Annotated in this window: 18 protein-coding genes and 1 tRNA gene; 10 read left to right on the top strand and 9 right to left on the bottom strand. The window is 68.5% G+C overall.

What is annotated here, in order from left to right; all coding sequences use genetic code 11:
- Nucleotides 1–7 precede the first annotated feature (7 nt).
- Together C3E87_RS05025 and C3E87_RS05020 are read right to left on the bottom strand one after the other, a co-directional pair.
- On the bottom strand, nucleotides 8–502 hold the full coding sequence (locus tag C3E87_RS05025) for a flavin reductase family protein (RefSeq protein ID WP_143570894.1): 495 nt from the start codon (nucleotides 500–502) through the stop codon (nucleotides 8–10).
- Between the two features lie 65 nt (nucleotides 503–567).
- Nucleotides 568–1,989 carry a uracil-xanthine permease family protein gene (locus tag C3E87_RS05020; protein ID WP_076060094.1) on the bottom strand — a complete coding sequence of 474 codons (1,422 nt, stop codon included), beginning with the start codon at nucleotides 1,987–1,989 and terminating at the stop codon, nucleotides 568–570.
- A 130-nt stretch (nucleotides 1,990–2,119) separates the two neighbouring features.
- On the opposite strand from C3E87_RS05020, the gene C3E87_RS05015 reads away from it, so the two are divergent.
- Nucleotides 2,120–3,196: an FAD-dependent oxidoreductase gene (locus C3E87_RS05015; RefSeq protein ID WP_076060092.1), complete on the top strand. Its 1,077-nt coding sequence runs from the start codon at nucleotides 2,120–2,122 to the stop codon at nucleotides 3,194–3,196.
- A 53-nt stretch (nucleotides 3,197–3,249) separates the two neighbouring features.
- Here C3E87_RS05015 and C3E87_RS05010 read toward each other — a convergent pair whose 3' ends face one another.
- Nucleotides 3,250–7,560, bottom strand: coding sequence for a glycoside hydrolase N-terminal domain-containing protein (locus C3E87_RS05010; protein ID WP_076060089.1), 4,311 nt, complete (start codon nucleotides 7,558–7,560; stop codon nucleotides 3,250–3,252).
- A 190-nt stretch (nucleotides 7,561–7,750) separates the two neighbouring features.
- Complete coding sequence (locus tag C3E87_RS05005) at nucleotides 7,751–9,331, bottom strand: dolichyl-phosphate-mannose--protein mannosyltransferase (RefSeq protein ID WP_076060086.1); 1,581 nt, start codon at nucleotides 9,329–9,331, stop codon at nucleotides 7,751–7,753.
- Here C3E87_RS05005 and rsmI point away from each other — a divergent pair.
- From rsmI to C3E87_RS04980, 5 genes are read left to right on the top strand one after another with little or no spacing between them, the layout of a single operon-like run.
- Complete coding sequence (gene rsmI, locus C3E87_RS05000; RefSeq protein ID WP_076060084.1) at nucleotides 9,330–10,175, top strand: 16S rRNA (cytidine(1402)-2'-O)-methyltransferase; 846 nt, start codon at nucleotides 9,330–9,332, stop codon at nucleotides 10,173–10,175. The genes C3E87_RS05005 and rsmI overlap by 2 nt on opposite strands.
- A complete protein-coding gene (locus tag C3E87_RS04995) occupies nucleotides 10,175–11,041 on the top strand; it encodes a TatD family hydrolase (protein ID WP_076060081.1) in 867 nt (288 codons plus the stop codon). Before rsmI ends, C3E87_RS04995 begins: the two co-directional genes overlap by 1 nt.
- Nucleotides 11,034–11,885: a 16S rRNA (adenine(1518)-N(6)/adenine(1519)-N(6))-dimethyltransferase RsmA gene (gene rsmA / locus C3E87_RS04990; protein ID WP_076060079.1), complete on the top strand. Its 852-nt coding sequence runs from the start codon at nucleotides 11,034–11,036 to the stop codon at nucleotides 11,883–11,885. The genes C3E87_RS04995 and rsmA overlap by 8 nt, the downstream gene beginning before the upstream one ends.
- Nucleotides 11,886–11,894: 9 nt before the next feature.
- Nucleotides 11,895–12,797, top strand: a complete 903-nt coding sequence (locus C3E87_RS04985) for a 4-(cytidine 5'-diphospho)-2-C-methyl-D-erythritol kinase (protein ID WP_143570892.1) — start codon at nucleotides 11,895–11,897, stop codon at nucleotides 12,795–12,797.
- Nucleotides 12,794–13,279 (top strand): MarR family winged helix-turn-helix transcriptional regulator, encoded by a 486-nt coding sequence (locus C3E87_RS04980; protein ID WP_076060077.1) that lies wholly within the window; start codon nucleotides 12,794–12,796, stop codon nucleotides 13,277–13,279. The genes C3E87_RS04985 and C3E87_RS04980 overlap by 4 nt, the downstream gene beginning before the upstream one ends.
- Here the strand turns inward: C3E87_RS04980 and C3E87_RS04975 are convergent.
- Complete coding sequence (locus C3E87_RS04975; RefSeq protein WP_255433508.1) at nucleotides 13,246–13,932, bottom strand: TetR/AcrR family transcriptional regulator; 687 nt, start codon at nucleotides 13,930–13,932, stop codon at nucleotides 13,246–13,248. The genes C3E87_RS04980 and C3E87_RS04975 overlap by 34 nt on opposite strands.
- A 147-nt stretch (nucleotides 13,933–14,079) precedes the next feature.
- A complete protein-coding gene (locus C3E87_RS04970; protein ID WP_076060072.1) occupies nucleotides 14,080–14,643 on the bottom strand; it encodes a DNA-3-methyladenine glycosylase I in 564 nt (187 codons plus the stop codon).
- Nucleotides 14,644–14,779: 136 nt separating this feature from the next.
- Here C3E87_RS04970 and C3E87_RS04965 point away from each other — a divergent pair.
- A tRNA-Gln gene (locus C3E87_RS04965) sits at nucleotides 14,780–14,858 on the top strand.
- Nucleotides 14,859–14,920: 62 nt separating this feature from the next.
- On the opposite strand, the gene C3E87_RS04960 is transcribed toward C3E87_RS04965, so the two are convergent.
- The gene (locus tag C3E87_RS04960; RefSeq protein WP_076060070.1) at nucleotides 14,921–15,433 is read right to left on the bottom strand and encodes a flavin reductase family protein; all 513 of its coding nucleotides are present in this window, start codon (nucleotides 15,431–15,433) and stop codon (nucleotides 14,921–14,923) included.
- Between the two features lie 252 nt (nucleotides 15,434–15,685).
- Here C3E87_RS04960 and C3E87_RS04955 point away from each other — a divergent pair, with 252 nt between their 5' ends.
- Nucleotides 15,686–17,113: a Gfo/Idh/MocA family protein gene (locus C3E87_RS04955; RefSeq protein WP_076060067.1), complete on the top strand. Its 1,428-nt coding sequence runs from the start codon at nucleotides 15,686–15,688 to the stop codon at nucleotides 17,111–17,113.
- 12 nt (nucleotides 17,114–17,125) lie between these two features.
- Nucleotides 17,126–18,793, top strand: coding sequence for a hypothetical protein (locus C3E87_RS04950; RefSeq protein ID WP_158069044.1), 1,668 nt, complete (start codon nucleotides 17,126–17,128; stop codon nucleotides 18,791–18,793).
- A gap of 293 nt (nucleotides 18,794–19,086) precedes the next feature.
- Here C3E87_RS04950 and heR read toward each other — a convergent pair whose 3' ends face one another.
- Nucleotides 19,087–19,851, bottom strand: a complete 765-nt coding sequence (gene heR / locus C3E87_RS04945; protein WP_076060062.1) for a heliorhodopsin HeR — start codon at nucleotides 19,849–19,851, stop codon at nucleotides 19,087–19,089.
- Between the two features lie 97 nt (nucleotides 19,852–19,948).
- Between heR and C3E87_RS04940 the strand changes: the two genes are divergently transcribed.
- Entirely contained in the window at nucleotides 19,949–20,446 is a 498-nt protein-coding gene (locus C3E87_RS04940; protein WP_076060060.1) for a DUF427 domain-containing protein, read from the top strand.
- Nucleotides 20,447–20,511: 65 nt separating this feature from the next.
- On the opposite strand, the gene C3E87_RS04935 is transcribed toward C3E87_RS04940, so the two are convergent.
- Complete coding sequence (locus tag C3E87_RS04935) at nucleotides 20,512–20,778, bottom strand: hypothetical protein (protein WP_076060058.1); 267 nt, start codon at nucleotides 20,776–20,778, stop codon at nucleotides 20,512–20,514.
- Between the last annotated feature and the right edge of the window lie 151 nt (nucleotides 20,779–20,929).

Raw genomic sequence — 20,929 nt, 5'->3', positions numbered from 1 at the left:
GGGGGGATCAGCGCGACCGGCCGGCCGCCCGCGGCCGCACGTCCTTGAACTCGCGCAGGTGGTAGCCGAGGCTGGAGTCGCCGAACGTCTCGGCGTCCGCCACGGAGGCCAGCACGACGGTGTGGTCACCGCCCGGCACGAACTGCAGGTGGTCGCAGCGCAGCCACGACACCGCCCCGTCGATGCGGGGGAGGCCATGGTCCTCGCGCCAGCTGAGGTCGGCGAACCGGTCGGCGGCGCCCCGGCGCGCGAAGCGCACGCCCACGTCGGCCTGGTCCCCGGCCAGCACGTTGACACCCACCCGCCCGGCGGCGCGGATGCGTTCGATCATCCCGCCCCTGTTGTCCAGGGCGAAGAAGACCATGGGCGGATCCACGGAGAGGGAGGCGAACGCCGAGACCGTGGTGCCCGTGGGGGTGCCGTCGACGGTGGTGGTGATGATGGTCACCGGGGCCGGGACGCGAGCCATGGCTTCGCGGAAGCGCACCTCAAGTTCTCTCACGCGTCCCACGGTAGTCGCTCGACGCCGTCCGCCCCGGTCCCGTTCCGGGGACACCCCGGGAGCCGTCAGCGCTCGTCCGCGGTGTACATCCCCGGGCGGTCGTACTGGAGCGTGGCGCCGTCGGCCTCGTCCCGCATCTGGCGCGGCGCGATGGCGCGGGCCAAGTGGTAGATGCCGATGGTCACGATGGTGCCCAGCGCGATGCCGCCCAGCTCGAAGTCGCCGCCGAGCGGTACCTTGACGTCGCCCACGCCGATGATGATGCCGGCCGCGGCGGGGATCAGGTTGAGGGGGTTGCCGAAGTCCACGTTGTTCTCTTTCCAGATCTTCGCGCCGAGCAGGCCGATCATGCCGTACAGCACGACGGTGATGCCGCCGAGGACGGCCGACGGCGTGGCGGAGATCACGGCGCCGAAGATGGGGGAGAAGCCGAACAGGATGGCCACGATGGCGGCGACGACGTAGGCCGCCGTCGAATAGACGCGGGAGGCGGCCATGACACCGATGTTCTCGGCGTAGGTGGTGGTGGGGCCGGCGCCGACAGCGGTGGCGAGCATCGACGCGGCGCCGTCGGCCGCGATGGCGCGGCCCATGAGCGGATCGAGATCCTCCTTGGTCATCTCCGCGACGGCCTTCACGTGGCCGGTGTTCTCCGCGATCAGCGCGATGACGACGGGGATGGCGATGATGATCGCACCCAGCGAGAACTGCGGCAGGTGCAGGCCCACCACGTTGGCGGTGGAGCCGAACTCCCAGTTGGCCAGGTCCGTCACCGGGGGCAGACCGAACCAGTCGGCCTCCTTGACGGCGCTCCAGTCGACGCGGAGCTGTTCGGTGACCGTGCCGTCAGCGCCCTCCTTCTGCAGCGGACCGAACGCGAGGTCGGCCAGCCAGCTGATCACATAGCCGATGACCAGCGACAGGAAGATGGCGATGCGGCCCCAGAAGCCGCGCAGGCCGATGGACAGCCCCACGACGATGAGCATGACCACGAAGGCCAGCCAGGGGTCGACGGGCCAGTAGACGCCGGCGACCACCGGTGCGAGGTTGAAGCCGATCAGCATGACGACGGCGCCGGTCACCACGGGCGGCAGCGCCTTGTGGATCACGCGGGCCCCTGCGAAGTGGATGATGAGGCCGGCCATGAAGAGCAGGAGGCCGACGACGAACAGCGCGCCCGTCAGCGTGGCGGGGTTGCCGCCCGCCGCGTAGATGGCCGTGGCGACACCGACGAAGGAGGCCGACGAGCCGAGGTAGCTCGGCACGCGGTGCTTGACCACGAACAGGAACAGCAGGGTGGCGATGCCCGACATCATCACCGCGAGCTGCGGGTTGAGGCCCATCAACAGGGGGAATACGAAGGTGGCGCCGAACATGGCCACGACGTGCTGGGCGCCCAGCCCGATGGTGCGTCCCCAGCCCAGGCGTTCGGTGGGCTTGACCACCGCGTCGGGGAGGAGGACTCCGTTATTGTGCAGCTTCCACATGCGGTCGCTTCCTTTCGTCGGCGTGATGTTACTCGGAGCGCCCCTCGGGTGGCATCTCCGGGTGTCCTAATGGGCGGCCATGTTGCGTGTGCGCCCGGATGCCGCGCGCGGCGATGGATACTGTTGGGTCATGGCGCATGACGTGGTGGTCCTCGGCGCGACGGTGGCAGGTCTCACCGTCGCACGGCTACTCGCGTCTGAGGGCTTCGGCGTGGTGGTGCTCGACCCGAACGACGAGGGGGTCAGCGCCGCCACCTCCCACGGTGTCGCGGCCATCGGCCACGCCTCCACCGTCGCCACCATGGCCCACTTCTACGGTCTGGCGGCGGCGCGCGAACACACCCGCCGCAACATCGCCGGCCTCGCGCAGATCACGGAGGTCTATCCGGACGCGCAACCGATGATGCTGCGCGACCGATCGCTGCCCGGCGGCGACGAGGCCGAGACGCTGCAACTCGCAGACCTGTACCGCGGGGAGGGCGGCGCGGCCGACGTGCTGGTCGCACCGGATTCGATCAGCCTCATGTCGCAGGCGTTGGTCGTCGACCCCGTCGCCTACGCCGCCGAATTGCGCGCGGCAGCTGTGCGGGCGGGCGCCAATGTCGTCCATGGCGTCACTGTGACGCACCTGACGCGGCGCGAGGGAGCCACCCGGATCTACTTCCGCAACAACATGGCGTGGCTGCACGACGTGGGGCACGTCACCGGCATGGCCGTGATCGACACCCTCGGCGTCAGCCCGTGGGGCAGGGTGGCGCGGATCGGCCCCGCCGAGTGGGTGCCCGTCGTGCGGTGCCGCCCGGCCGCGCCGCTCACCGAGGTGTCGCTGTACGCCCGCCCCGAGGTGTGGATGGTGCGCCCCACCGGCGACACCGCGCTGCTGCTGGGCCAGAAGACAACCCTCGGCGGGGTGGAACAGGCCGCGGAGGCGCTCGGGGCCTGGGCCGTCGACCACCTCGGTGCCACTGAGATCGAGCACAGCCGCCTGGCGATCGACCCCAGCGACCACGGTCGCCCCGTCGTCGGCGCCTCCGCCATTCCGGGCGGGTTCTACGCGCGCGGCAACGGTCGCGGTGAACTGATGAACGGGACGGCGAGCGGCCACTACCTGGCCAGGTTGCTGGCCGGGCACCAGCGCAGCGACAATGCGCTGCCACCCATCAGCAAGATCCGCGCCCTCGGGTCGCGGATGCTGCGCAGCCTCTGACCGACGTGAAGAAGCCCCGGACTCGGCGAGTCCGGGGCTTCCTGCAGTGCTGACTAGGGGGTCTTGAACATCACGATGTTGTTGAAGACCCAGTCGTTGCTCTGGCTGAAGGTGTAGCCGCCGGCGGGCTTCGCCGTGGCGGCGTAGACCGTCGTCCACGTGTAGGACCGGCAGGCCCCGCGGCCGGTGGCCGGGGTGTCGCACTCGGTCTTCCACTGGCGCCCGGCCGAGGTGAACAGCCCGTTCGTGGTCGAGCCCAGGTCACCCAGCGGGTTGCCCTTCCACCCCTCGCGCGTCATGAACGGGAGGTAGGTGAGGTTGTTGAACACCCAGCCGGACTTCCGGACGAACTCCCCATTCTCGATCTGGACGACGGTGGCCCAGATCTCGGTGCGGCAGCGCTCGGTCTGCGAGTAGTCCTCGCAGGTGGTCATCCACTGACGGTCGTTGAGCAGGTGCGTGCCCGCCAGGGTGTAGGGCGCGGTCCGCACGAACCCGCCGCCTGGCTTCGTCGGCGTCGTGGTCGGCTTCGCCGTGGGCGACTTCGAGGGCTTGGGCGACTTCGACGGCGACGGCGAGGCGGACGGGGACGGTTCCACCGCCGGCTCCACGGTCAGCGCGAAGGTCACCGACGAGACGTTGCCCTCAGCGTCGGCCACGCGGACCGTCACGTTGTAGCTGCCGGCCCCGGTGGGGGTGCCGGTGAGCTTGCCCGCGGTGTCGATCGTCAGCCACGACGGGGCGTTGGCCACCGTGTAGGTGAGCGGCACGGACGGATCCGATGCGGTCACCTGCAACTCGAAGGCCTCACCGACGGTGGCGCTCTGCGCAGCGATGGGCGTGACCACCGGCCCCGTGGCATCCGCGACGGTCAGCGTGGTGGACGCGACCGCCTTCGATGCCCCGACCGCAACCACTTCGAGTGCGCCGGAGGCAGTGCCAGTGGGAACTACGTGGGACGCGGTGAAAGCGCCCTCGGCGTTCGCGGTGGCGGTCACCATGGCGTCGCCGACGGTGATGGTCACCGCTTCTCCTGAGGTCCAGCCGGCACCGGTGATGGTGACGGTTTCGCCCGGCTCAACTGATACCGGCGAGACCACGACGGATGGGTTGGGCAGCGGCTCCGGGTCGGCGGCCGGGGTACCCCGCACGCCGAGTTCGCCGGCGTGCGCCCACGCCTGGCCGGTGGCGGCCGGGCTGGTGGCGAGCAGCTTGACGTAGCGCGCGGTCACCGGAGCCTCGAGCGTGACCACCTTGGGGGCGGTGTTCTTCTCGAACGAGCCCGAGGCGATCGTCTCGAACGCTGCATCCGCGGGCTGGGCGTACTGGGCCTGACGCAGCTGCGCGGCGGTGGGAGGCACCCAGGTGCCGGCTGTCGGGACCTGGATCTCGTAGCCGCCGATCTGGCCGTTGCAGACAGCCGGATCGTTGGACGAACCACAATCGCTCTTCGGGCGTGGGGTGTAGGTGAAGGACGTGAACTCCTTCTCCTCTCCCAGGTCCAGCACGATGTAGTGCGGGTAGTTGGGGGTGCCGGCGCTCCACTGGGTGTGCCAGAAGGTGGACGGGTTGCCATCTATGGCCGCCGACACGTAGCCGTTCACGGCGCCTTCGCCGCCGGCTTCGGCGCTGTTCCAGGCGGCCACGGTCTGAACCGGGATGATCGCGGGATCGGTGAGCTGGATCCCGACGGTGGCACTCACCTCGAGATCCGTTGCCACGAGGCGGATCCGCAGCGTTCCCTGCGTGCCGGTGTTCGGGGTCCTGACGGTGAACGACGCGGTACCGTCGCCCTCGGCGACCACCTGACGCTCAGGCGACACCTGCCAGCCTTCGGGGGCCTCGACGACGAGCTGGGCGCCGGCGGGGGCGCCGACGTAGTCGACGCTCACGACACCGTCGGTGGAGTAGACCAGCGACTCAGGCGCGTCGGTCACGACCAGCTTGGTGTCGCCGTCGATGGTGTAGGTGCCACCGGCGGTGGCGGTGAAGGAGATGACGCCGTCGGCGCGGGTGGCGGCGACGGTGGCGCCGGAGCCGTCACGCACGGTGACGGGGGCTCCGGCCAGGGTCGTCTTGACCTTCACCGGGCCGGCGTTGCCGGTGCTGAGGCGGATCTGTTCGGCTGCCCCGGAGGCCCAGGTGGTGCCCACGGTGACGTCGTTCCAGGCCTTGATGCCGTCCACGGAGCCGTTGCTCCAGGCTGCGGGAAGGGCCGGAAGCACCGTGATGAGGCCCGGGTCATTGGCGACGAGCATCTCGTTGATGCCGGAGGTGGCGCCGAAGTTGCCGTCGATCTGGAAGGGCGGGTGCGCGTCCCAGAGGTTGGCGTAGGTGGAGTTCGAGATGATGTTCTTCACCATCTGGTGGGCGTGGTCGCCGTCGAAGAGCTTGGCCCAGAAGTTGATCTTCCAGGCCATGGACCAGCCGGTGCCGCCGTCGCCGCGGTGGACGAGCGACTTGCGCGCGGCCTCGGCGAGCTCAGGGGTGGTGTTGGCGGAGATGTTGCGTCCGGGCCACAGCGCGTACAGGTGCGAGACGTGGCGGTGGCCGATCTCGCCGAGTTCCTCGGTGCCCTTCCATTCGAGGATCATGCCGGTCTGGTCGCTGATCGTCAGGCCGGGATCGGTGTCGGCGAGCGTGCTGCGCAGGGCGGCCACCTCCGAGTCGACGCCGAGGATCTCCGCGGCCTCGATGGTGGACTGGAACAGTTCCGTGGCGATCTGCTGGCTCATGGCCGCGCCGGCCACGAACGGGCCGTGCTCGGGCGAGTACGACGGGTTGGCCACGAGCGTGCCGTCGCGGGGGTCCTCGACGAGGTACTGCTCCCAGAACTTCGAGGTCTTCTTGAGCATGGGGTAGGCGGTGGTGCGAAGGAAGTCCTCATCACCGGTGTACAGGTACTTCCACCAGAAGGCCTGCGCCAGCCAGGCGTTGGCCTCGGGGAACCAGAACGCGGTGGACCAGTCGAAGACGCCGGTGAAGCCGTAGGGCGTGGTCTCGTTCATGACCATCCAGGAGTCCTGGATGCCCAGCACGTTCTCCGCGGAGGTGGCGCCGGCGTCCACCAGCGAGGTGATGTAGTCGAGGTAGGCGTCGTAGCTCTCGGGCATGTTGCCCGACAGCGCCGGCCAGTAGTTCATCTGCACGTTGATGTTGGTGTGGTAGTCCGCGGACCACGGCGGGTTGTTCCGCTCGTTCCACACGCCCTGGAGGTTGGCGGCGCCGAGTGTCACGTCGCGCGACGACGAGATCAGCAGGTAGCGGCCGTACTGGTAGTACAGGGTCTCGAGCGTGCGGTCCTGGTCCGAGGTGCCGCGGTAGGCGGAGCGGGCCTGGTTGGTGGGCAGCGTGAGCGCCGCGCCGTCGAGGTCGAGCTTCACGCGGTCGTAGATGTTCTTGTAGTCGGCCTGGTGGGCGGTCATGACGCCGCTCCAGCCCTTGGCCCTGGCGTCGCCGACCCGCTTGGTCACTTCAGCGGCCACCTGCTCGGCCGTGCGGCCGTCGCGGTAGGACCTGGTGATGTCGGCGTTGTACTGCGGGCCGTAGTCGGTGGCGGCGGCCCACACGAGGGTGGCCGAGTCCGCGCCGGCCACGGTGATGGTGGCGCCGGCCGCCGTCGTCGTGCCGCCGTCGGTGGCGATGTCAGCCTGGGCGTTGTACTTGAGGCCGTTGTTGGGGGAGACACCGCTCAGCGTGATGCGGCTGCCGCTGGCGGTGACGGTGCCGGAACTGAGGGCTTCCTGGTTGTCGGCGACGTCGCCCTGCAGCTTGCGGTCATAGGTGGTGGTGAAGTTCACTGCGCCGGGCTTGTCGGCGGAGATCTTCATCATGACGACGTTGTCCGGGTAGGACGCGATGTACTCGCGGGTGAACGTGGTGTCGCCCACCTTGTAGGTCACCTTGGCGACGGAGTTGTCGATGTCGAGGGAGCGTTCGTAGTCCGTGGGGGTGCCGACGCCGTTGTTGAAGGCGAACTGCAGCTTGCCGAACGACTGGTAGTTGCCGTAGCCCACCTTCGGCTGGCCGAGCTTGCCGGCCACCCAGCCGGGATCCGCCTGACCGACGGTGTCGATCCGGTCGCGCACCTCCTGCAGGTTGGCGCGCCGCTGGGTGATCTGGTCCGCGGGGTAGTTGCCGTACCGGTAGCCGGTGACTCCGGGGCCGCCGGTCCAGAGCGTCTTCTCGTTGAGGAAGAGTTCATCATTGACGACCTGGCCGAAGACCGACGCTCCGAGGGCGCCGTTGCCGATCGGGAGGGACTCCTCCTGCCAGCGGTTGAGGGGGGCGGGCGCCGAGTACCGCAGGACCAACGGGTCCTGCTGGGTCGTCGTCGGGGCCGCCGTGGCTGTGGTGGAAAGCATGGGCGTTACAGCTGTCGTCGCAACCAGGGCCGCGGACAGAGCTGCAACGATTGCCTTGGAAAAGCGGGACATCGTTGACCAACCTGTGTCGTAATGAACAGTTCGGCCCTCATTGTTCATGGGGTCCCGGGAAACCGGAACACATTCGGTCAAAGCGCTCAGGCCTATTGCGGGCCTTGTGACCGGCCGGTCAGACCCAGGTGTTGCCCAACCACATCCGCGCCCACCAGCTGCTCCTGCTGACCAGTTCGGCCGTGAGCACCGGATAGAGGTAGGCGAAGTTCACGATCACCAGCGCGACGATCAGCCCCGCGACGATGGCCCGCACCCGCCTCTTCGGATGCTCCGGTGGCCCGAGGATCTTGCCGATCGCCATCGCCAGGGCGATGGAGCTGAACGGGATCATCATGATCGCGTAGAAGAAGAAGATGGGCCGGTCCGCGTACTGGAACCAGGGCAGCCAGGCCGCGCCCAGCGCGAGCACCGGCACCGCGAAGCGCCAGTCGCGCTTGATGATCCACCAGTAGAGGCCGGCGAGCAGCGCCAGGGCGGCGGCCCACCACAGGACCGGGGTGCCCATGCCGGAGATGATCCGCATGCACGTGTCGCCCACCGCCTCGCAGCCCTGGGTGCCGGGCTGGATGTCGTTCTCGGCTTCGATGCCGATGGGGCGCAGCATGAGGATCCAGCTGGCCGGATGCGACTGGTACGTGTGCGTCGTCTCCGTCATCATCTTGTCGCTGGTGTGGAACTCGTAGGCCTGGTGGTGGTACCACATGAGCGAGCCGAGGGCCTTGCCGAAGAACTTCACGAGGGGGTGGTCCGGATTGCCCTCTCCCCAGTCACGGCTGTAGCCCCCAGAGGTGCTGAGCCAGCCCCACCAGGTCGCGATGTACACCGGCACCGCCACGACGACGAGCTGGACGAACGCGGCGGGGGCGTCGATCACGAGTGAGAGCCACTTCCGGTGACGGGCGCCGGCCAGCTGCCTGGCCCCGAGATCCCAGACCACGGTCACGATCCCGAAGACGGCGAGCACGTAGATGGAGTTCCACTTCACCGCGCAGGAGAGGCCGAACAGGACGCCCGCGGCGATGCGCCAGGGGCGAAGGAGCATGAGCGGACCGAACTGGCCGCCCAGGTCGTCGAGGTTGTTCTTCCTCAGGTGCTGGCCGAGGCGGTGTCGGAACCAGTCGCGGTCCGCCACCAGGGCGGCGATGGCCGCGACGGCGAGGGTGGCCTGGAAGATGTCCAGCAGCGCCAGCCGGCTCATCACAAAGGCGAGGCCGTCGAACGTCAGCAGCAGGCCGGCGACCGCGCCGATGAGCGTGGAGCGCGACACCCGGCGGGCGAGCCGGATGGTGAGGAACACCAGCAGCGTGCCGAAGATGAGCGCCATGAACCGCCAGCCGAACGGGTTCATCCCGAACATGGTCTCGCCGAGGCCGATCAGGATCTTGCCCAGCGGAGGGTGGACGACGAACGCGGCCGTGTCCTCCATGCCGCTGAGGTCGCCCTTGAGGAGGAGGTCGTTGGCGCCGTCGGCCCAGTTGCGCTCGTAGCCGGACTGCATGATGGCCCAGCCGTCCTTGGCGTAGTACGTCTCGTCGAACAGCACCTTGTGGGGGAAGCCGATGTTGTAGAACCGCAGCGCGAAGGCCATGAGGGTGATGGAGATCGTCACGATCCAGCCGACGGTCCGGTCACGGAGTTTGCCGTCGTCGAGCGCCGTCAAGGTCGTTTGCACACAGGCATCATAGGCTCTACCCATGCATGACCCGAGCGATGGAACACTGATCCTGGCAGCCACACCGATCGGTTCGTCCGACGACGCCAGTCAGAAGTTGCGCGACGCTCTGACCTCGGCAGATCTCATCGCCGCGGAGGACACCCGCCGGTTCCTGACGTTGGCCAGGCGCCTCGGCATCACGCCGAAGGCGCGGGTCGTCAGCTACTTCGAGGGCAACGAGGCAAGCCGCACGCGCGAACTGGTGGAGGCGGTGGCCTCCGGGCAGCGCGTGGTGCTCGTCACCGACGCGGGCATGCCCTCGGTGAGCGACCCGGGGTACCGCGTCGTGACAGCCTGCATCGACGAGGGCCTGCGCGTGACGGCAGTGCCCGGCCCGTCGGCGGTGCTGACCGCGCTGGCGGTCTCCGGGCTGAAGGTGGACCGGTTCTGTTTCGAAGGGTTCCTACCGCGCAAGACGGGTGAGCGCCGGCGGCGGTTGGCCGCCCTCGCCACTGAGGAGCGCACGATGGTCTTCTTCGAGGCCCCGCACCGGCTCCAGGAGTTCCTGGCCGACGCCGCCACTGAGTTGGGCGAGGCGCGACGCGGGGCGATCTGCCGCGAACTCACCAAGCCGTACGAGGAGATCATCAGGGGGCCGCTAGCGGAGTTGGCGCAATGGGCCGCCGGCGAGGTGCGCGGTGAGGTCACCGTCGTCATCGGTGGCGCCGAGCCGCAGGAGACCTCGGCCGACGATGCGCTGGCGCTGGTTCGGCAGGCCATGGCCGGTGGTGCGAAACTATCTGCGGCGGTGGCCGATGTCGCCAAGATCACCGGCACCAGCCGCAAGGCTTTGTACGCGGCCGCTCTGGCCGACAAGGAGAAGTGATGAGCGTCATCGACGAACTGGGGCTGCCCCCGCTGCCGGAGTCGTTGCCGCGCGCGGTGATCGACAACCACACGCACCTCACCTCGACGGAGGAGTACTCAGGCCTGAAGGTTGCCGACAACCTTCGCCTGGCCGCCGGGGTGGGGGTGACGAGGGTGATCGAGGTCGGCTGCGACGTGCCGAGTGCCCGGGCCGCCGTCGCGCTGGTGGAGGCAGACCCGCAGGTGCGCGCCGCGGTGGCGCTGCACCCCAACGACGTTGCCCGCACTTTCCTGAAGCACGGGGAGTCGCGGCTGGACGAAGACCTGGCGGTCATCGAGGAGTTGTGTGCGCATCCGGGTGTCGTGGCCGTGGGGGAGACGGGGCTGGACTACTTCCGCACGCGGGAGGCTGAGGGTCGCCGGGCGCAGGAAGTCGCCTTTCGGCGCCACATCCAGTGGGCCGAGCGCCTGGGCAAGACGCTGATGATCCACGACCGTGACGCCCACGACGACATCCTGCGGGTGCTGGACGACGAGGGCGTGCCGGAGCGGTTCGTGATGCACTGCTTCTCCGGCGACGCAGATTTCGCTGCCCGGTGCCTCGAGAGGGGCGCCTGGCTGTCGTTCCCTGGTGTGGTCACGTTCGGCTCGGCGGAGTCGCTGCGCGAAGCCGCGCTCGCCACGCCGGCCGACCGGATCCTGGTGGAGACCGACGCCCCCTACCTCACACCCAAGCCGCAGCGTGGCAAGGCCAACGCGCCCTACCTGCTGCCACACACCGTCCGGTTCCTGGCCCAACTGCTCGAGGTGGACCTCGCGGAGTTCTGTGACCAGTTGACCGCCAACACGTTCGCCGCATACGGCGGGAGGTGGGGAGATGCCTGAGACCGGACTGCTGGACCCGTCGTCGGTCCGCAAGATCGCCGCGGAACTGGACCTGCGCCCCACCAAGCAGCGCGGCCAGAACTTCGTGATCGACCCCAACACGGTGCGCCGCATCGTCGACATCGCCGACGTGCGGGCCGACGACGTGGTGCTCGAGATCGGGCCCGGCCTGGGTTCGCTGACTTTGGGCCTCCTGGAGCGCGGCGCCACCGTCGTCGCCGTGGAGATCGAGCAGCGGCTCGCGCGGCGGCTGGAGCAGACTGTTCGCGAGCGGATGGGCGGTGACGCGGCCGGGCGGCTGCATGTCGTCGAGGCCGACGCCCTCCAGGTGGAGCAGTTGCCGCTTGCGCCCACCGCGCTGGTGGCGAACCTGCCCTACAACGTGTCGGTGCCCGTGTTGCTGCGGATGTTCGAGTTGTTCCCGGACTGGACGCGTGGCCTGGTCATGGTGCAGTTGGAGGTGGCGGACCGATTGGTGGCGCCACCCGGCTCCAAGGTGTACGGCGTACCCAGCGCCAAGGCCGCCTGGTACGCCGAGACGGCGCGGGTGGGCACGGTGCCGCCGAAGGTCTTCTGGCCGGTGCCCAATGTCGACTCGGGGCTGGTGCGGATCAGGCGCCGCCCCGCACCGGAGACGACGGCGACCCGCGCGCAGGTGTTCGAGGTGGTCGACGCGGCCTTCGCCCAGCGTCGCAAGATGTTGCGGGCCGCGCTCTCCGGGATGGCCGGGTCGTCGTCGGCGGCGTCCGCGGCGATCGAGGCGGCCGGGCTCGACCCGCAACTGCGCGGGGAAATGCTTGACATCGAGGCATTTGCGCGCATCGCCGAGCGACTTCTGGGGTAGGTTCATGCCGTGAGTAACACGGTGCGGGTGCGCGTACCTGCGAAGGTGAATCTCGCTCTGAGGGTCGGTGGGACCGACGCCCAGGGCTATCACCAGTTGGCAACCGTTTTTCAGGCCGTGTCGCTGGGCGACGAGGTCGCCGCTGAAGAAGCCCGAGCCGGCCAGTTCAGCCTCGCCTTCCACGGTGAAGGCGCCGCATTTCTGCCCGTGGACGACACCAACCTCGCCATCCGGGCCGCAAAGTTGCTTGCCCGGCACGCCGGGCGTGACGACGTGGGTGTCTCGTTGACCATCCGCAAGCGCATCCCTGTCGCCGGGGGCATGGCCGGCGGGTCAGCAGACGCCGCCGCGGTGCTCATGGCGTGTTCCGCGTTGTGGGGGTTGGGGCTCTCCCGCGAGGAGCTCCACCCGTTGGCCGCGGAACTGGGTTCCGACGTACCGTTCCTGCTGCTGGGAGGCACCGCGATCGGCACCGGCCGGGGCGAACAGCTGGCCCCGCTGATGACCGAGGGCACCTACCACTGGACGTTCGCGTTGTCGCACACCGGCCTGTCGACCCCCGCGGTGTTCAGGGAGTTCGACCGGGTCAGCACACCCAACGCAACAGACATCCCGCACGACCTGGTGGAAGCGCTCCGCGCGGGAGACCTCCCCGCGGTGGGGGCCGCGCTGTCCAATGACCTGGAGGAGGCTGCCATCGCGCTGCAGCCCACCTTGGCCCACACGCTGCGGTTGGGCCGCGATGCCGGCGCGCTTGGCGCCATCGTCAGCGGTTCGGGCCCCACGTGCGCCTTCCTGGCAGGGTCGGAGGCCCACAGCCATGAGATCGCCGAGGCGTTGGCCGTGTTCAGCGGTGTCCGCGCCGTCCGGCGTGCCTACGGCCCGGTTTCCGGAGCGCAGGTGATGCCGTGAGTGACGAGGTCGACGGCGTCGTCGCAGCCTGGGAACGGGTGCGCCCGGATCTGAAACTCGCGCCGCTGCAGGTGTGGTCCCGGATCGACCGCCTCGCCGGCACCTTGGCGGTCCAGCGCAAGGCGGCGTTCGCCCGCCACGAGATCGAGGGCTGGGAGTTCGACGTGCTCGCGGCGCTCCGCCGCGTCGGCAGCCCCTACCAGATGACGCCGGGGCAACTCCTCAAGGAGACCCACGTCACGTCGGGCACGATGACCAACCGCGTGGACCGGCTGGTGAGCAGGGGAGCGGTGACCCGCGAACCTGATCCCCACGACGGCCGGGGCGTGCTGGTGTCGCTGACGGACTACGGGCTGACGCTGGTGGACGCGGCGATGGCCACGCTGATCGAACTCGAGGCGGATCTGCTGGAGCACTGGAACCAGGCCGATCAGGACCGGCTGGCCAACTACTTGCGGCGCCTGCTCCTGGGTTCTTCCTGAGGCCCGTCCTCCACGGCAATCTTGTCGCGTCGCTTGTCGATGGTCTCCATGATCAGCTTCGGGTCCGGCTTGAGGTGCGCCATCCCGTTCCAGGCCAGGTTGATCAGGTGCCGGGCCACGATCTCGCGGGACGGCTCACGGCTGTCCAGCCACTGTTGACCCGTCTGTGCCACCAGCCCGACAAGGGCCTGCGCGTAGAGGCCGGCGAACTGGGGGTCGTGACCGGTGCGGCTGAACTCCGACGCGAGGATGTCTTCCACCTGCACCGCGATGTCGCTGAGGATCGACGCGAACGAGCCGCCGGTCTGGCCGGCGGTGTGGACCGACGACGGGTCGCGCGACAGGATGCGGAAACCGTCGGGCCGGTTCTCGATGTAGTCCAGCAGTGCCATCGCGCCTCGCTCGAGCAACTCGCGTGACCTTGCGCCGGGGGTGGTGAGGGCGTTGCGGATGGCGTTGTGGAGCGTCTGGGTCTCGCGGTCCACCACGACGGCGTAGGCGCCCTCTTTCCCGCCGAAGTGTTCGTAGACCACCGGCTTGGACACACCGGCCCTGGCCGCGATCTCCTCGACCGCGGTTCCCTCGTAGCCGCGCTCGGCGAACAGTTCGCGGGAGATCTCGATGAGCTGCTCCCTGCGTTGGACCGCCGTCATGCGCGTCCGCGAGCGGCGGGCACGGTTGGGCGCAGCGGGAGTGGTCACCCCTCCAGTCTGGCCCATCGCTCAGACGGGCGCCAACCATCCGATCTCTGCGGGCGACAACGCGCTGCGTCCGAGCGGCCGCCGGGGACGCGGGATGGATCAGGCCCGGGCGAGCCAGCACCCCTTGATGTGGTCATCCACGTGCCCGATCGCCTGCATGAGTGCGTACATCGTGGTGGGGCCGACGAAGCGGAATCCGCGCCGGCGCAATTCCTTGCTCAGCGCCACCGACTCGTCGGTGCTGGCCGGCACGTCGAACCCCGTCAGGGGTGCCTGCTCCCGCGGCCCCGGCGCGTACTCCGCGATCAGGTCCGCCAGGCGTTCGCCGTCCTCGTGCATCTTGTTGAGCGCCCGGGCGTTGGCGATGGTGGCGAGGATCTTCAGACGGTTACGGATGATGCCCGGGTTGGCCATGAGCTCCTCCACGTCGTCCTCAGTGAATTGAGCGACGATGGCGGGATCGAAGCCCGCGAACGCCTCACGGAAGGTGTCCCGTTTGCGCAGGACGGTCAGCCAGCTCAGACCGGCCTGGAAACCTTCGAGGCAGACCCGTTCGAGCAGCTCGCGTTCGTCGTCGGAATGGTCGAGGGGGCGGCCCCACTCGTCGTCGTGGTAGGCCTGATACAACGGGTCATCGGCGCCGAAGCAACGCACCTTGTCCATCTGGTTCTCCTTCGTGGCAGGAACAAGTCTCCCCTCCACTGTGGCCGGTGCGCCAGCCGATTTTCGATGGCTTTGGCTCCTGTGGATAACCGGGCTGTCGGCTTGATAGACTCTCGGGAGCCTCAGATGAGGTTGATCCCCGGTTGGTCTTTCGGTAGGGCCCGCCTGACTTTGAATCAGGATTAGCGAAGCAGGTTCGACTCCTGCCCGGGGAGCTGAAAAAGCACTTGACAAGGCAAGGCCCCCTCTGGCTCCAACGGGGCGGGTCCGAGCGTCCTCACAGGTAGCGGCCCCGGCGATGCTCGAGGGCCTCCATCTCGGACTCAGGTAGCTCGAGGGATTCCACCACGGCCCGCACGAGCAGCCCCCACCCGGCATGCCCCGGATCCGCGTCGACGAGTCGTACACCGGCCCAGGCCGCAGCGTGGACCAGGCGGGGGCCGTGGGCGTCGTCGCTCCACTCTCCGGTGCGGAAGGGCCCGCCAGGTGACGGCGCCACCCGGGCGAACACGTCGGAGAGCCAGCCCTGCCCCTGGCGCAGCACGTTGACGGTGGCCAACTCAGTCCTTCGGAACAGATCCCACCAGTCGCTGTCCTCGTCCACGAGCGCCACCAGTTCAGCGGGTTCTCCGTCGGCCACCAGCACGGACGAGATGGTCCATCCGTCGCGGGTGGTGCCTTCGGCGCTGGTCCAGATCGTGACCGGGGAGGGCATCAGGCCGCGGAGCCTGCGAACCGGGTCGCGCCGGTCTCGCGGTGGCAGGAACGGATGGTCACTGTGGATCGACATGGTTCCAGTGTTCCCCACGGGGACGGCCGCCGATGCTGGCCGCGCAGGCGCGGCTTCTCCACATGAGCACGTGGTTGATCGCGCAACAAGTTTGAGCGATGACGCTGGAGGAGTCCCGTTTCCGGCACGGTGACCCGCTGCCCTGCCTAAGTTCACCGAACGACTCGAAGGAGTCGTGACTGTTGAGCGACAAGGTTGTCGTTGCCGCAGCGGGTGGCTTCCCGCTGCTCAGGATCAAGGAGGAGACCTGACGTGACCAATCCATTCAAGGCGTCAAGACGCGGCTTCCTGGCCGGAGGAGTCGGCGCGGGGATACTGGCCGCCGCTGGCGCCGGCGTAGCAGCCCACGCCAATCTGGGCGCGCAGGACAGTGCCGCCCCCAGCAACGTCGGGGGCCCCCGCCCGATCGGCCAGGAATCGATGGTGGAGGTTCCATTCGAACAACTCGGCACCGTCCGGATCGGCCTGGTGGGACTCGGCAACCGGGGCCACAGCATGGCCTCCGGATGGGCACGGCAGCCCGGCGCACAGGTGGTTGCGGTGTGCGACATCCGTGACGATCGCGCCCAGCGCACCGCAGACACGCTGCAGGCAGAGACGGGGACCAGACCCGCCACCTACGGCGGGTCGGCGGATTCCTATCAGAAGATGTACGCCGAGATGGACCTGGACCTGGTCTACGTCGCCAGTCCGTGGGAATTCCACTACGCACAGGGGCGAGACGCTCTGTTGGCGGGCGCGCATGCGATGGTGGAGCTGCCCGTCGCCATGGAGCTCGACGAGTTGTGGAGCCTGGTCGACACGTCGGAACAGACCCGCAAGCACCTCATGCTGGCGGAGAACTGCAGCTACGGCCGCAACGAGCTGGCGATGCTGAAGATGGCCCACGAGGGGGTCTTCGGCGATGTCCACAACGGCCACGGGGGTTACCTCCACGACCTGCGGAGCCTGCTGTTCGCCGACGGGTACTACACGGACGACTGGCGCCGCCTGTGGCACACCCGGCTCAACGCCAGCTTCTACCCGATGCACGGCCTGGCGCCGATCGCAGCGGCGATGGACATCAACCGCGGGGATCGTTTCACGACGCTGTCGGCGACGGCGACCCCGGCGAAGGGCCTCGCTGACTACCGGGAACGCTACGTCTCGCGCAACCATCGCTCCTGGAACGAGACCTACGTCAACGGCGACCTCATCACCTGCATGATGACCACCGACATGGGCCGCATCGTGCGCGCCGAGCACGACGTCTCCACGCCGCGTCCGTACAGCCGGATCAACAGCCTGGCCGGCACGCGCGGCCTCATGGAGGACTACGTCGGTGGTGGCTCCGGCGCCCGGATCTACATGGAGCCTGACCACACCGACCACGGCTGGCGCGATTTCGGCTCCTACCGCAGCGAGTACGACCACTGGCTGTGGACCGAGGTCGGCGGCCAGGGCGGCCACGGGGGCATGGACGGACTCATGCAGTGGCGCACCATCCAGCTCATGCGCACGGGCGGGATCCCCGACATCGACGTCTACGACTCGGCGGCCTGGTGTTCACCGGTGCCGCTGAGCGCCGCCTCACTTGCGCTCGGCGGACAGCCGGTGGACGTCCCCGACTTCACGCGCGGTGACTGGAAGTTCCCGCGTCTGGGGCTCGACTCCCAGCCCGGAACCATGCCGGGGGCCTGACCGATGCAGACAATGATCTCTTCCCTCCGAACCGCGTCGCGCAGAACCAAGGCGGCCACCGCCATGGTCACCGCCGTGGTGCTCGCACTGTTCGGGGTGTTCGTCGTCAGTCCCTCGCTGGCCCAGGGGGAGGTTCTGGCGGTCGAAGTGTCGATCGCACCCGTGAACCTCGACGGGCCCGTGATCTCCGACATCGCCGTCACCCTCACCAATACCAGCGGCAAGGCCGTCAGCGACATCGCCGTCGAGGTGACCGGGCCCATCAACTGGACGCTGTACCCGAGGGTGCACCACGTCGAGGCTGAACTGGCGGCCGACGAGTCGATCGTCCTCACCACCGAGATCCACGCCCCCAACGACCCGCCCAGCGCCACCACCCGCACGTTCAGGGCCAGCGCCAACTACGAGACCAGTCCTGGCGTCCGCGAGACGTCCACGGCCACCCGCCAGCAGCCTTCGGGTGAACTGGTGGTCCTGACTCTCGAGGAGGCCCGCAACAACGTGGGAACCACCACCCTCGACACCGTCGAACTCGGCGACTACGACGGCGAAGGAAACTCCTTCTCCCGCGAACTGCTGGCAGAGCTCGGGGTCACCCCGGGAGCCGCGCTGGAGGTCGGCGGCGCCACCTTCACGTGGCCCGACGTCGAACCGGGCCAGCCGGACAACGTCTCCAGCCGGGGGCAGGCCATCTCCCTCGAGGGCAGCGGCACCACGATCGCAGTGCTGGGCAGCGGGCTGGGTGCCTCGGGTGTGTCCGGGGAGTTCACGGTGAACTACTCCGACGGCACGAGCTCCACCGGCATGGTGGGCTTCGGCAACTGGTTCTCGGCCACACCGGCCTTCGACGAAGTGGTCGCATTCGCGATGAACGGACGCAACACGCCAGACGGCCTGGCCAACACGGAGTACCGCTACGGGATCTACCTCAGCACGTTCGACATCGATCCCTCCAAGACGGTCGAGTCCGTGCTCCTGCCCAACGCACCGGCGCTGCGGATCTTCGACATGGCCTTCGTCGGACCCGCGGCCTCGCCGACGCCGAGCGAGTCGCCGACGCCGAGCGAGTCGCCGACGCCGAGCGAGTCGCCGTCGGTGTCGCCGAGCCCGTCGGTGTCGCCGAGCCCGTCGGTGTCGCCGAGCCCGTCGGTGTCGCCGTCGGCCTCGAAGTCGCCGTCCGCCAAGCCGACGACGCCACCGGCCACTCCGACATCTCCCCGCGTCGACAAGTTCGTGCCGCAGGCGCCGTACACCAAGGCCGGCACGCACAACATCAACGGTCGTCAGTGGATGACGTCGTGTGAGTCGTACTCGCAGACGCAGCGGTGCCGCACTGAGATCTGGGCCACGGTGGTTCAGATCGAGAACGGTGAGTTCGTCCGTGAGTCGGGTTGGGCCTTCAACAACTTGACGTACCTGCCGTACATGACCCGTGAGGCGTGGAAGGGTAACCCGCTGGGTGACCTCGGCTCGACTCAGAACGGTCAGTTCTCGTCGGCCGGTCGTCAGTGGCGCACGGAGTGCGACACCGCCGCGACCGGTCGGGGCGCGTGTCGCTCGTACACGATGACGACCGTGTATGCGGCGACTGCCAAACCCGGCGGTGGTTACGCGTTCAGCCAGTCGAACCAGTGGGTGTTCAACAACATTGTGATGTTCGGAGGCCCAGAGAAGCGCTGACCGTCGTCGGGTGATCCCGCCGCTGGTTGAGCCGACCGCCTCCGAGCTTGCGAGGGACCCGGTCGGGTCGAGACCTCTGAAGCTGCCAGGCTTCAGGGGTCTCGGCATCTCCAGGGTCGGTCGGTGAGCATCCCCTACGGGGCAGGAGCCGAGGCTGCGCGGCACTGGCCGCCGCGCAGCGGCCCGTCGACTGCGGCGCTGACGTAGCAGATGGCGAAGAGGACTCAGCGGAAGCTGTCACGGGGCGCGCGGCGGCCGCCTCTTGGCTCAGTGCTCCCCGTGAGAGGTCCGGCTCACCCCGCGAGAGTGCCGCCGAAGACCTGCCAGGCAAGCAGCGACTTCGCCACCAGGCTGAGGATGATGTAGCTGCGCTCCCCGAACAGGTAGTCGGCCCATCGACCCTTGGCGCGGTACTGCAGCCACTGGTTGAGGCCGAACACGTTGAAGAACAGGAAGAGCGACACGACGATGGCGTAGACGAAGCCGGGCGGCTCCGCGTTGGACCCCGGGGCGATGGTGTAGAGCAGGATCGCCAGCCAGGGGACTATCCCGGCTATGCAGCCGAAGATGAAGGGCAGGAAGCCCCCGGTGCCCGCAACTTCGTACTTTTCCTGCAGCCATCCGAACAAGATCATTGACACGTTCGCCCCGGCGATCCCGATGAGCGCGGAGACATCAGTGATCCCCACCAACTGTGAGATGACGACGATCATGAGGGTGGACGAGAAGGAGTACTCCACCCAGCGGGCGCGATTGATCTGGCGGGACAGATCCCTGACATAGCGTCGGAACCACACGGTGCCGACGATGAGATGCGCCAGGAAAGAGAGGAACAGGAAGCCGGCGACTGCGAGGCCCGTGGGTAGATCCGCCAGCACCGTCGCGGGGCCGGGCGGCGTTCCGGGCGGCCCCGCCAGGTAGGAGGCGGTGATCGGCAGCGCGAAGTCCGTGGCCAGAATCAGCACTGCTATCGCCTGAGCCAGATGGAGCCCCGCAGCCCCCAGGTTCAGGGTACGGAGTCTGCCCTGTTCCGATGCCGTGATCTCGCGTGACCTCATTCTGACAATTTAGCTCCAGCCTCTCCCTCTGGGGCGATCCACGCAATTTCTCGATCCGCACCGCTCTTGCGGGGGTGACGGAGGCTATCGTCGACCCATGGGGCAGCCCCGACGTGACCAGCCCAGACCCGGACAGGAATCCGTGTGGGATTATCCGCGCCCGCCTGTCCTTCGCCGGTGCGCTCTGCCCATCCAGGTCGTCCTGGGCGGCGAGGTGATCTGCCGGACATCGGAATCCTGGCAGGTGCTGGAGACTAGCCATCCGCCCACCTATTACCTGCCACAAGCGAGTTTTGCGAAGGGTGCGTTGCGGGCCGCGCCCGGCGGGTCCTTCTGCGAGTGGAAGGGATCGGCACGCTACCTGGACGTGCATGGTGGTGGCAGTGTCGCGCCGGCGGCGGCATGGTTCTACCCGTCGCCAGCCGAGCCCTTCGCCCCACTCCTGGATCACGTGGCGCTATACGCCGGGCCGATGGACGCGTGCCTCGTCGACGGCGAGAGGGTCACCCCGCAACCCGGTGGGTTCTACGGGGGGTGGATCACCTCGACGGTGAGCGGGCCGTTCAAGGGACTTCCTGGAACCAGTGGGTGGTGAGACAGCGGACCAGGACGAACGCGGCTGCTGCGCCGGTGCCGGATGAATCAGGCGCCCGACAACGCCTATGTGGGGGCCGACGAGGCTGCACGGCACTGACCGCCGCGCAGCGGCCCACCGGCGGCGGCGCTGATGAAGCAGATGTCGAAGAGCCCGGCGGTGAGAGGGAGGGCGCTCCAGGCGATCGATGCCAGGCCGAGCGCACTTCCGCGGCCCGCGAGGCCGGCGGCCAGGAAAGCAGCGCCGGCGACCACCCTGAAAACGCGGCCGCTGGGGCTGTTGACCCACCTGCCGAACCTCGACCTGTTGAAGGACTCCGCCATGGCGCTCATGCGCGCATCGTAGGCATCCCGGCATGCCGGGAGCAATGGCTCACGGCTGTGGACGTGCGGCCCGGCGGTTCGGCGGCGGCCGGACCGGCGTGGATAGGGCGCAGAGATCCTGACCGAACGCTCCGATATTGACTCTATGCTCGTTTATAAT

It is taken from the genome of Tessaracoccus sp. ZS01 (assembly GCF_022342445.1).
Classification (GTDB): Bacteria; Actinomycetota; Actinomycetes; order Propionibacteriales; family Propionibacteriaceae; genus Arachnia.
The sequence above is the reverse complement of the archived record's forward strand: the minus strand, read 5'-3'. Positions and strand labels throughout refer to the sequence as shown.